The sequence below is a fragment of the Stutzerimonas stutzeri genome, from assembly GCF_000935215.1.
In the GTDB taxonomy this organism is placed as follows: Bacteria; Pseudomonadota; Gammaproteobacteria; order Pseudomonadales; family Pseudomonadaceae; genus Stutzerimonas.
In genome coordinates this window covers 22,605-34,705 of the sequence record NZ_JXXD01000231.1, presented here as the reverse complement: position 1 = coordinate 34,705, position 12,101 = coordinate 22,605, and the positions used below count along the sequence as shown (strand labels likewise).

The window sequence follows — 12,101 nt, the reverse complement described above, 5'->3', positions numbered from 1 at the left end:
TTCGGAATGGCTAAGTTTCATCGTTCTAGCACAATCATAGTCATGACGTGAACGTATTCGTCGCTGATATTCTGTGATGTTTGACGACGATCCGGGTCGCAGTCGATACCATGAGCGCGGTCTTGAGGAGCCGCTGTTTCGTCCGCGCACAGGTAACGGCTGCAGAATTGAATGAGGATAGGACCGCTCAGTTTCTGCTTGAATGTCTCAGGTTCAACCTCCTCTGGATTCTAGTCCCGACGCAACCCTGCAGCATACCCACCGCATCGTCCAATCTGCCGATGCCGCTGAATCCTCCGAATTCAGCAAAGTCGGCTGCAGCGGCCAGTTTGGGCCCCATAGAACCGGCCGGCAGATCGAGCGCACGCCCTTCCTCCACGCTCAAACTCCTGATCGCCGCTGCGCTGTCCGTGCCGAAATCCCGATAGATCGCATCGACATCAGTCAGCAGCAATAGGGCATCGGCCTGGAGCTGTTGCGCCAGCAGGGCGCTGGCTGCGTCTTTGTCGATGACCGCCTCAACGCCGACGGTACTACCGTCTTCGTTGCGTAGTATCGGAATGCCCCCACCACCGCCGCAGATCACGACTACGCCTTGTTCCAACAGCAACTTGATCACCCGCATGTCAGGGATTTCAAGCGGCTTGGGAGAGGGCACCACTCTTCGCCATCTGTCGCCATCTTGAGCGATATGCCAACCGGCGGTTTTGGCCCGGGATTCGGCTTCGGCCCGTTCATACACGGGTCCGATGAATTTGGTCGGGTTATCGAACGCTGGGTCATGCTGATCCACCACGACTTGTGTCAGCAACGTAGCTACTGGTCGGTCGTGATTCAGCGCATTCTCCAGCTCCTGTTCGATGACGTAGCCAATCATGCCTTCGGTTTCAGCCCCCAACATATCCAGAGGATAGGCCTCGTCCGGTTTGTAGGCAGCGCCCTGCAAAGCCAGAAGCCCCACCTGAGGGCCGTTGCCATGGGTAATGACCAGATCATGGCCAGCCCGTACGATGGCCGCTAGCCCCTGGGCGGCGATCCGCACATTGGATCGTTGGGTACGCGCGGTCAGAGGTTCGCCCCGCTTCAATAGGGCGTTGCCGCCCAGGGCTGCTACTACCAGCATGTCAGGCTCCCAGGGTGGCGACCAGCACCGCCTTGATGGTGTGCATGCGGTTTTCCGCCTGATCAAAAACGATCGAGGCGGGGCTTTCGAAAACCTCGTCCGTGACTTCCATGGCGTCGATACCGAATTTTTGCTGAATCTCCTTACCAATCGTCGTCTCGGTGTTGTGGAAGGCCGGCAGGCAGTGCATGAAGTGCGCCCGCGGATTGCCGGTTTTTTCCATAAGTGCGGTATTGACCTGATAAGGCAGCAACAGCTTGATCCGCTCGGCCCATTTTTCCTCGGGCTCGCCCATCGACACCCAAACATCGGTATAGACGAAATCCACACCGGCGACCGCGCTATCGATATCCTCTGTGATCATGATCCGGGCGCCGGTGGTGCTGGCAATTCGCTGTGCTTCCTGCTGGATATTAGTATGCGGCCAGCAGACCTTTGGAGCACACAGACGAACGTCCATGCCCATTTTGGCGCCGCCGATCAGCAGGCTGTCCCCTATATTGTTGGCGGCATCGCCAATAAAAACATAGGATATGTCACGCAATGGTTTTCCCACATGCTCCTGCATGGTCAGAAAGTCAGCCAGTATCTGCGTTGGGTGGAATTCATCCGTCAAGCCGTTGTAGACCGGTACACCAGCATGCTCGGCTAACTCCTCAACCACGGTCTGGCCGAAGCCCCGGTATTCGATGGCATCATAGACGCGCCCCAACACCCGGGCGGTATCCTTGACCGATTCCTTGTGGCCAATATGAGTGCCAGTCGGCCCCAGATAGGTGACTTTGGCGCCCTGATCAAAGGCCGCCACCTCGAAACCTACCCGCGTGCGGGTGGAGTCTTTCTCGAAGATCAGGGCGATTTCCTTGCCACACAACTGTGGCACTTCGGTACCAGCATATTTGGCTGCTTTCAGGTCGGCTGCCAGTTTCAGCAGGAAACCGATTTCGCGCGGGCTGAAATCCCGCAGCGTGAGAAAGTGTCGGCTTTTCAGATTGAAGGCCATTGCATGCTCCTCGAGTGTCAGATGGCGTCGCGTATGGTCGGGCAGCTCATGCAACGTCCACCGCCGCGGCCTCGGCCCAGCTCTGCGCCGGGAACTTTCAGGACTTCGATTCCGGCCGCTTCCAGAGCGGCGTTAGTGTCGTCATTGCGGTCATAGCCAATGACCACGCCCGGACTCAAGGCCAGAACGTTGTTACCATCATTCCATTGCTCGCGTTCACGCTCGGCGGGCGTATCGCCTCCGGTGGGGATCACGGTCAGGGATTCATAGCCGAGCACGTCGGCGACCACGTCGAACATCGGGCGAGGATCCTGACTGAACGTCAGGTGCTTGCCGCTCGTACCGGGACGCAAGTCATAACAAACCATTTGATCGGCGACTTCCTTGAAGGCGGTAACAACATTGCCGCCGCAGAAGGTGAACACCGTATCCAGGTGCATGGACGCTCGGCTTTTGGGGATATGGCAGGCCACCACGCGATTGACCGTGCCGCGTTCAAACAGTGCATTGGCCATTTGCCCGATCGCCTGGGGTGATGAGCGCTCGCCCATGCCGACCAGCACGGTGCCATTGCCGACCGGCATGATGTCGCCGCCCTCCAGGGTGGCCAGCGCATGATCCTTGAGCGGATCCCCCCAGAGCACCTCGACCTTGCCAGAAAATTTTGGATGAAACCGGTAGATTGCCGCCGTCAGCAGCGTTTCGGGTTTACGTGCGGCCCAGTACATGGGGTTCAGGGTGACGCCACCGTAGATCCAGGCGCTGTTGTCGCGGGTAAAGAGGAAGTTCGGCAGGGGCGGCAGGACAAAGCCATAAGGCCCCAAGTGGTTGCCGAACAGACCGCTCGGATCGAACGGCAGATCGTTCACTTGCAAGCCACCGATCAAGAATTCGGCCAGGGTGTGTCCCGGTAGTTCTTCCATCCAGGCCCGCAAGTCAGAGACCATACCGACACCAATATGATTCCAGCTGATCCGGTGGTCAAGAATCCAGCTTCGCGCTTCGGCGATGTCGAGGATTTCGGCCAGCAGTTGATTGACGTCCAGCACGTCCACCCCTCGGGCACGCATCAGGTTCGCGAATACATCGTGATCCTTTTGCGCCTGCTTGACCCAGAACACATCATCAAACAACAGGGCGTCGCAATTGCTGGGCGTTAGCCTGCGATGGGCAAGGCCGGGTCGACAAACGATGACTTGCCGCAGAATACCTGTCTCGGAGTGAACACCAAGAGCATGTTCAGACATGTGCCACCTCATTTATCAGGGAATTACAGGAAGACACCGATGCTGATCACCAAGGTGATGAACACGGTCAGGATCGCCAGCAAGGGCCAGATGAATACGAGCCAGCGGTCATAGGAGACCCGACCTATGGCCAGGCCGCCGATCACCACCGCGAAGGTCGGGTTGATTAGATTCACCAGGCCGTTGGCTGATTGATAAGCCGTCACCACCAGGTCGCGGCTGACATTGGCAAAGTCCGCCAGGGGGGCAAGAATGGGCATCGACAGTACGGCAAGACCGGATGACGAAGGCACGAGGAAGCTCATGCCTGTCTCGATCCAGAACATCAGGTTGATGAAGCCCAGTTCCGACATGTCGGCCAGGCGCAATTCAGCGCTGTGCAGAATCGTGTCGGCAATCATGCCCTGCTCCATGATGACAACGATGCCTCGCGCCAGACCAACGACCAGAGCCACCCCAAGCAGATCGCGGGCACCGTCTACGAAGCTGCCGGTCAGCTTTTTCTCGCCTAGGCGGGCGACAAGGCCAGCGACGATCGCAGCACCTAGGAACAGTGCGCCCATCTTGTCCATCCACCAGCCCTGGGAGGAAACACCCCAGATCATGACCACAAAGGTCAGTGCAAAGATCGACAGGACCAGTTTCTGGGTCAGGCTCAGCTTGACGTCGTCTAAATCGTCATGCCCCTGTAGAAAAATTTTGCGGTGGGCATCGCGCTGTTTGGCTACCACGGAGCGCGAAGGGTCGGCCTTGACTCGTTTGGCATAGCGCATCACGTAGGCGGCACAGATCACCAGCCCACCTACCAGCAGCACTAGACGCAGCAGCATGCCGTCCGTAAAGGGAATGCTCGCCGCATTGGAGGCGATGACGGTGGCGAATGGATTGATGGTCGAGCCCAGCACGCCGACTCCGGCGCCGATCAGAATCACCGCTACCCCGGTCACCGCATCGTAGCCGGCGGCAATGACGATCGGAATCAGAATGCCGTAGAACGCAAGGGTTTCCTCGGCCATGCCGTAAGTCGTGCCGCCAAGCGCGAACAGCGTCATCAGGATCGGAATCATCCATATCTCTCGGCCTTCCAGATGTTGCATGACGCTGCGTATACCGGTGTCGATCGCACCGGTGGCATTTATCACCCCGAGAAAGCCGCCCAGAAACAGCACGAACAGCGCCACGTCGATGGCGTTGGCGACATAGCTTTCTGGATCATAAAAACCCGCAATGGGAGCCAGCATGACGTCCATAAAGCCCTGGGGGATGGGCTCGACCACTTGGTAAGTACCTGGCACAGCCACTTCACGACCGACCTCTTCATTCATCACCCGCTCATACTTTCCGGCGGGAATAACCCAGCTCAGCGCAGCAACTAGAACGATCAGTAGCAGCAGGATGGTATAGGCCGTTGGAAAGCGGCTTGTCAGATCCTCTTCCGGGTTTTGCGCGGTAGTGTTTTCTTCAGCCATGGTGGCTCTCCTTCTCTGTGGCCTCACTGAAGACTGCGATAGCGCAGCTAGTGGTGCCGGTAGATTGGCAGTGATCCTTCGATCAACGGTAGCGGGGCAATAAAAAACCGTCCAGTCGTTTGTTTTTGTGAGCGATTTAAATGCGTTGGAGTTGATTAAGATCTATCTATTGAGCAACAAATGCGGGAGTAGCATTCCTTTATGCATCCCCAGCTTTACTGTGAGCATTGGGGCGCCTAGCCAATGGCGATTGATAGCAGAGGTGAGGACAACCGCACCATCGCCGTCGGCGTGCCTAGCTCTCCGCCAGAGGTACTAAGGGGAGAGGTGTATACCGTTGACGTTGAGGTGACCGCATCGGTTTGAATTCAGCGGCAAGGGCTGGAGGGTTAACCTGGAAGGTCGACGTTTTTCGGAACTGGATCTGGAGCGCACACGACAGCGTTATTGAATGCCCCGCAGAAACTGGCGAGCCAAGTTCTGATCGGGGCGATCAGATCCTATCAGTCAACACTTGCTTCGCACGATACGAGCATTTGTTTACGAGTACACGCGGCAGCCAGTCACGCCATCTGGCCGATGGTTTTGCGAAAGCGTGCCAACGACAGGAAAAACAGCACCGTGCCGATCAGGGCCAGCGCCAGGAACGGCTGCCATACCGTCTCCAGGCCCGCGTCCCGGTAAAGGATGGCCTGGCTCAGCTCCACGAAATGGGTGGTGGGTGCGATCAGCATGATGTTCTGCACGATCTCGGGCATGCTCTCGCGGGGCGTGTCGCCGCCGGATAGCATCTGCAGCGGCATGATGGTGAGCATCATCAACATGCCGAATTGGGGCATGTTGCGCGCCAGGGTGGCGATGAAGATGCCCATCGAGGTGGTGGCGAACAGGCTGAGCGCCGCGCCGGCGAAGAACAGCGCAATGGAACCCTCGACGGGAACGCCCAGGACGCCGCGCACCATGAGATTGAGGGACAGGAAGGAGGCGATCAGCACGACCAGGGCCATCGACCAGACCTTGGAGAGCATGATCTGCGCGGGCGTGACCGGCATCACCAGCAGGTGCTCGATGGTGCCGTGCTCGCGCTCCCGGATCAGCGCCGCGCCGGTCAGGATGATGGACAACAGCGTGATGTGGTTGATGATCTGCACCACCGAGCCGAACCAGGCCTTGTCGAGCGCGGGGTTGAAGCGGGCGCGCAATGCCAGATCCACGGGTGGCGCGTCGGTGCCGCGGTAACGCTTGACGAACTCGTTGACTTCACCCGTGAAGATCTGTTGAACGTAGCCACTGCCGGTGAACGCCTGGCTCATGCGGGTGGCGTCGACATTGAGCTGCACGGCAGGCGATCGCCCCGCCAGCACGTCGCGCTGGAAGTTGGGCGGAATGACCAGAGCGAAGGTGTACAGCCCCGCGTCCATGCCCGGGTCCACGTCCCCATAGTCGATCATGGCCGGTGGCGTGAACTGCGGGGGGTAGAAGGCCGAGGCAACCCGCTGGGACAGCGCCGAATTATCCTCGTCGACGATGGCGATGGGCGCGTTGTGCAGCGTCTCCGGCATGGACGTGGCCTTGGTGTAGACCGACGCGGTGAACACATAGACGATGAGCACAAGCATCATCGGATCGCGCCAAAGACTCCACAGCTCCTTGACACCGAGGTCGTAGATGTTGGCCAGGTTTCTTCTGCGCATCTCAACGCTCCTGCTTCTTGAGTAGCAAAACAGCCACGCCGAGAATGACCGGAACCGAAATGAGCATCGACCACAGCGGCCCCGTCAGGTCGGCCAGGCCGAGTGATTTGTTGAACACGCCACGGCTGATGGAGATCATGTGCGTGGCGGGATAGATCTGCCCGATGAACTTGCTGGAGCCTTCAAGCGAGGACACGGGATCCCTCAGGCCGGCGAACTGGGTGGCCGGAATGATGGTGCCGATCATGGCAAAGAACATGGCGGCGATCTGGCTGCGCGTGACGGCCGAGGCCAGCAGCCCCATGCCTGTCGCGGCGAAGGAGAAGATCAGCGCGGCCAGCGACAGGGTGAAGAAGCTGCCCGTGACCGGCACACCGAAGACGGTGACCGCGAGCAGGCTCATCAGCAGGAAGTTCACCATGGCCAGACCGACATAGGGCAGTTGCTTGCCAAGCAGGAACTCGATGCGCGTGACCGGCGTCACGTAGAGATTGGTGATCGAGCCCGTCTCCTTCTCGCGCACCACCGCCAGCGCAGTCAGCATCGCCGGCAACATGAGCAGCAGCAGAGGGATTACCGCCGGCACCATAGCCGGCAGGCTCTTGACATCGGGGTTGTAGCGAAAGCGTGTCTCGACGCTCGCATTACTGGCTGCACTGGCGCCGCCGCGTTCGCTAGCCTGAGCTAGCAGCCAGTGCTGGTGCATGCCCTGGACGTAGCCTTGGACGGTCTCCGCGCGTTGCGGCATAGCGCCGTCGATCCAGGCACCTATCTGTACGTTCTGGCCCCGCAACACATCGCGGCTGAAGCCAGGGGGGATTTCGATGGCCAGCGACAGCTCCCCGCTGCGCATACGCCGGTCGAGGTCCTCGTAGTCGACGATCGGTGCGTGCTCGGTGAAGTAGCGCGAGCCGGCGAGGTTCAGCGTGTAGCTTTGGCTTAGGGTGGTCTGGTCGCGATCGAGTACCGCATAGCTCAGGTCCTCTACGTCCATGGTGATGCCGAAGCCGATCACGAACATCAGCAGCAGTGAACCGCCCAACGCCAGTGTGGCACGTACAGGGTCCCGCTGCAGTTCGAGCGTCTCACGCCACAGATAGCTGAACATGCGCTGCAGACTGAAACCGCCGGCGCCGTTCCCGCCGTGCTCAGCAGGCGCCGCAGAGGGTTGATTCTCGTGATTAGCGGCCTCCGGCTGGCTGAGCGGGGTGACTGGGCCGCCGCCCTCGGCTTCGAGGAGGTAGCCGATGAAGGCCTCTTCAAGGGATTTGGCGCCGCGCTTCTCGACCAGTCTTGCGGGCACGTCGCTGTCCAGCACCTTGCCCGCATGCATCATCGACATGCGGTCGCAGCGTTCGGCCTCGTTCATGAAGTGTGTGGAAATGAAGACCGTTACCCGGTCGCGCCGCGACAGCTCGATAAGCAGCCGCCAGAACGCATCGCGCGCCACCGGATCGACGCCGGAGGTCGGCTCGTCCAGAATCAGCAGCTCGGGCTTGTGCACCATGGCAACGGCCAGCGATAAACGCTGCCGTATGCCCAAAGGCAGGCTGGCCGGCAGGCTGTCGAGGACGTCCACCAGCCCGAAGCGCTCCACCATCTCATCCACGCGGCCGGGAATGTCCTTCGGGGGCACGCTGAAGAGCTTGGCGTGCAATTCCAGGTTTTGCCGTACCGTGATTTCGCTATAGAGCGAGAACGCTTGCGACATGTAGCCGACGCGGCGACGGGTGTCCAGATCATGCGGATCGACTTCGTGACCGAACAGCCAGGCCCGACCCGCGCTCGCCGGCAGCAGGCCGGTGAGCATCTTCATGGTGGTGGACTTGCCACAACCGTTGGAGCCGAGGAAGCCGAAGATTTCGCCGCGCCGGATGCGAAAGGAGACGCTATCGACGGCGATGAAGTCGCCAAAGCGCATGGTCAGCTCCTCGGCTTCGATGGCGATATCGTCCGCGCCGTCATCCGGCAAAGGGGGAATGACTACCGCTTGGTGTCCGCGCTTTTTCTCTTCCGGGAGCAGGCGGATGAATGCCTCTTCCAGGTTCAGGCTGCTTGTTCTTTCGAGCAACTCCTGCGGTGTGCCGGTGGCGAGGACATTGCCGTCGTCGATGGCCGCCAGCCAGTCGAAGCGCTGGGCCTCATCCATGTAGGCGGTGGCCACGATCACGCTCATGCCGGGGCGATCGGCGCGGATCCGGTCAATTAGATCCCAGAACTGCGCGCGCGCCAGCGGGTCCACGCCGGTCGTCGGCTCATCGAGAATCAGGAAGTCCGGGTCGTGAATCAGTGCGCAGCACAGGCCGAGTTTCTGCTTCATGCCCCCGGAGAGCTTGCCTGCCGGGCGCTCCAGGAATTTGAGCAGGCCAGTGGCCTGAGTCAGTTCGTCGATACGCTGGCGGCGTTCCGCGGCGCCATGACCGAACAGCCGCGCGAAGAACTGCAGATTTTCCTCGACCGAGAGCGTCGGATACAGGTTCTTGCCCAGTCCCTGCGGCATGTAGGCGATGCGCGGGCATACCTGCTTGCGATGGGCCTTGCTGGCCATGTCGCCACCCAGCACCTCGACCGTGCCCTCCTGGATGATACGTACGCCAGCCAGCAATGAGAGCAGACTCGACTTGCCTACGCCGTCGGGGCCAATCAGGCCGACCATCCGCCCGGCGGGAATGTCCAGGTCAATGCCATCCAGGGCCATGACGTTGCCGTAACGCAAGCGCACCTGTCTGACGCTTGCAACGGTCATGGGTTGCGCACTGTGGCTCATACTTACTCCGGCACGCGAAGGGACAAGTTCTCGGGCCACTCGGCATTGGCGTCGAGCTTGACCCAGGCCACGCCGGGCAGCCCGGTCTTGACCTGATCCAGGTGTTCACGCAGCAGATCCTGGGAAATCTGCCCGCGCACGCGGAACATCAGTTTCTGCCGCTCGCTCGCGGTTTCTACCGTCTTGGGAGTAAATTGCGCCACACTGGCGACGAAGGAAACGCTCGCTGGAATAACAAACTCCGGCGCGGCATCCAGAATGATGCGTACCTCGGTGCCCAGCGCGACGCGGCCGGCCACGGTCTCGGGCAGGAAGAAGGTGATGTACACGTCCGACAGGTCGATCAGGTTCAGGACACGTCCGCCGGCTCCGAGCACCTCGCCGGGTTGCGCCACGCGAACCTGAACCCGTCCGTCGCGCGGGGCACGCAGTTCGCTGTCGCGGATGTCCGCTTCGATGCGATTGATGCTGGCCGTGGCAGCGGACACGCTGGACCTTGCGCCGACCAACTGCGCTTTGGCGGCCTCGACCGCGGCGCGGGCAGCGGCGGTCTGTGCTTTGCTGGCCGCGAGCGTCGCCTGTGCGCCCCGCACGCGCGCCCGGTCATCGTCCAATTCTTGTATCGAGGCGGCGCCTTCTTGGGACAATGTCTGCGAACGTTTCAGCCGCCGTTGCGCGGCATCGAGCTCCGACTCGCGCTGACCGACGAGTGCCTGCGCCGCAACCACGTCGGCTTCACGCAGCGCCACCTGGGCCTGTGCTGCGGTCACAGAATGCTCGGCCTGTTCACGCATGGCGAAGGCTTCGTCGCGCTGCGCCTCAAGCGTTTCCAGTTGCATCCTGGCCAGTGGCTGGCCCGCCGCGACGAAATCACCTTCACGCACCAGTATGTCTTCGATACGTCCGGGCAGCTTGGTGGCGATGTCGATTTCGGTGGCTTCGATGCGGCCGTTACCGCTGACAAAGCCTTCGCCGGGTCCGCTGTCGGCAAACTTCGTCCAGCCCCACCAGGCCAGCGCGACGACAACCGCTGCAGCGGCAACGACCAGGAGTTTTTTCTTGAGAGAGGGTGAGAAGGTCATGGGTTCGGCGTGCCTTAGCGGGTTGATGGGATGGAGGCGGGAGTCGAGGTTGCACCGTCTACCTCGTTGGATGCGGCGAGGGTGCCGCCGCCGAGCGCGGCATACAGCGCTACCTGGCTGGACAGCAGCGCGCGGCGCGCCTGTACCAGTTGTTGCTGGGCACCCAGCAGATCGCGTTGGGCGTCCAGCACCTCTAGGAAAGCAGCCGAGCCGTTGTCATAGCGCAACTGGGCTAGTCGTGCGCGTTCGCTTTGCGTTTCCAGGTTGGCTCCCTGGATTGTCAACTGTTCAGCCAACCAGTACTTGGCGCTTAGGGCATCAGCCACCTCGCGAAAGGCCGTTTGAATGGTCTTCTCGTATCCGGCCACGGCGATATCGCGACGCACTTCGCTCAGTTCCAGGTTGGCGCGCCGCCGGCCGCCATCGAAGATGGGCATCGACAACGTGGGCATGAAGGTCCAGGCACGACTACCTGAATCGAACAGGCCATTGAGATCGCTGCTGGCCGTGCCGAAGCTGCCAGTCAGCGCGATGCGCGGTAAGAACGCTGCACGGGCCGCGCCGATGTTGGCATCGCCAGCACGCAATTGGTGTTCGGCGGAAATGATGTCCGGGCGACTGACCAGCAGCTCCGAGGGCAAACCAGCCCGAAGTTCGGCCAGCACCGTCGTTTCATCGAAGAGAGCCTTAGCAGGCAGCGAGCCAGGATCGGCGCCCACCAGCAGCGCCAACGCGTGCAGTTGCGTGGCGCGAGCTTGCTCAAGCTGGGTTAGTAGCGCCTGAGCCTGGTTCAGGAGGGTCTGGACTTGGGTGAGATCCAGCGTCGAGGTCGAGCCGACTTCGACACGACGCCGGAAAATGCGATAGGACTCCTCGCGGGTTGTCACGGTTTTCCGCGCGATAGCCACGCGCTCGTCGATCTCGCGCAAGCCAAGATAACCGTCCGCCACCTGGGCGATCAACGCTAGGTGGACAGCCCGGCGCGCTGCATCGGTAGCCAGCCAGGTTTGCAGGGCGGCGTCTTCCAGATTACGAACTCGGCCCCACAGATCCAACTCCCAAGTGCTTAAACCCACCTCGGCCCGATACTCGCCACCCACATGCGATCTGCCCGACATGTTCAGATCGCCAGGGACGCGGGCGCGTCCACCCTGGGCGCCCACGCCCACGGCAGGAAATCGATCCGAGCGCTGAATGCGGAATGCGGCGCTGGCTTCCTCGACACGCAGCGCGGCCAGGCGCAGATCGCGGTTGTTCTCCAGTGCAGTCTCGATAAGGCGTTGCAGCAAGGGATCCGTGAAGTACGCCTGCCAGGCCAGTTCTCCCGCATGGGCGCCGTCTGTGCTCGATTCAAGATGACTAGGCCAAACCTTGGGTGCTGGCAGCGGTGGCGTATTAGGAGCAGGAGCGAGCGACATGCAGCCGGTTAGTGCGACGGCGCTCAGTGCCAGCGTGGCAGTGCGCAATCTGAACTCAGGAAACAAGAGAGAAGCTGGAGGCATGGTCATGTTCCGTACGGGTATCGGGCCTAATGGGGTCTGGTTGTAGAGCGGCAGGCGTCCATGTGTAGAGGCGTGCTGATGGCGGCGCTCGCTTTGGCATCGATGAGCGCGCATGCAGTAATTCGGCACTTCGATCATGAAGGTCTGCCGCAATCGAGCGGGGCCTTGATGGCTGTGCGCACCTTGTATTACGCCTGTCGACACCAACGTTCAG

8 protein-coding genes are annotated in these 12,101 nt (G+C 60.7%); all 8 read right to left on the bottom strand.

The window, feature by feature from the left end; all coding sequences use genetic code 11:
• Positions 1-187: 187 nt before the first annotated feature.
• Positions 188-1,123 (bottom strand): carbamate kinase, encoded by a 936-nt coding sequence (gene arcC / locus LO50_RS19650; protein WP_044316085.1) that lies wholly within the window; start codon positions 1,121-1,123, stop codon positions 188-190.
• A 1-nt stretch (position 1,124) separates the two neighbouring features.
• Entirely contained in the window at positions 1,125-2,126 is a 1,002-nt protein-coding gene (argF, locus tag LO50_RS19645) for an ornithine carbamoyltransferase (RefSeq protein WP_044316084.1), read from the bottom strand.
• Between the two features lie 17 nt (positions 2,127-2,143).
• Complete coding sequence (locus tag LO50_RS19640; protein WP_044316083.1) at positions 2,144-3,373, bottom strand: arginine deiminase; 1,230 nt, start codon at positions 3,371-3,373, stop codon at positions 2,144-2,146.
• Positions 3,374-3,396: 23 nt separating this feature from the next.
• Positions 3,397-4,842, bottom strand: coding sequence for a YfcC family protein (locus tag LO50_RS19635; protein ID WP_042928813.1), 1,446 nt, complete (start codon positions 4,840-4,842; stop codon positions 3,397-3,399).
• A 563-nt stretch (positions 4,843-5,405) separates the two neighbouring features.
• A complete protein-coding gene (locus tag LO50_RS19630; RefSeq protein WP_044316082.1) occupies positions 5,406-6,536 on the bottom strand; it encodes an ABC transporter permease in 1,131 nt (376 codons plus the stop codon).
• Between the two features lies 1 nt (position 6,537).
• Entirely contained in the window at positions 6,538-9,303 is a 2,766-nt protein-coding gene (gene rbbA, locus LO50_RS19625) for a ribosome-associated ATPase/putative transporter RbbA (protein WP_044316081.1), read from the bottom strand.
• 2 nt (positions 9,304-9,305) lie between these two features.
• On the bottom strand, positions 9,306-10,385 hold the full coding sequence (locus LO50_RS19620) for an HlyD family secretion protein (RefSeq protein WP_044316080.1): 1,080 nt from the start codon (positions 10,383-10,385) through the stop codon (positions 9,306-9,308).
• A 14-nt stretch (positions 10,386-10,399) separates the two neighbouring features.
• Positions 10,400-12,025: an efflux transporter outer membrane subunit gene (locus LO50_RS19615; RefSeq protein ID WP_230697611.1), complete on the bottom strand. Its 1,626-nt coding sequence runs from the start codon at positions 12,023-12,025 to the stop codon at positions 10,400-10,402.
• Between the last annotated feature and the right edge of the window lie 76 nt (positions 12,026-12,101).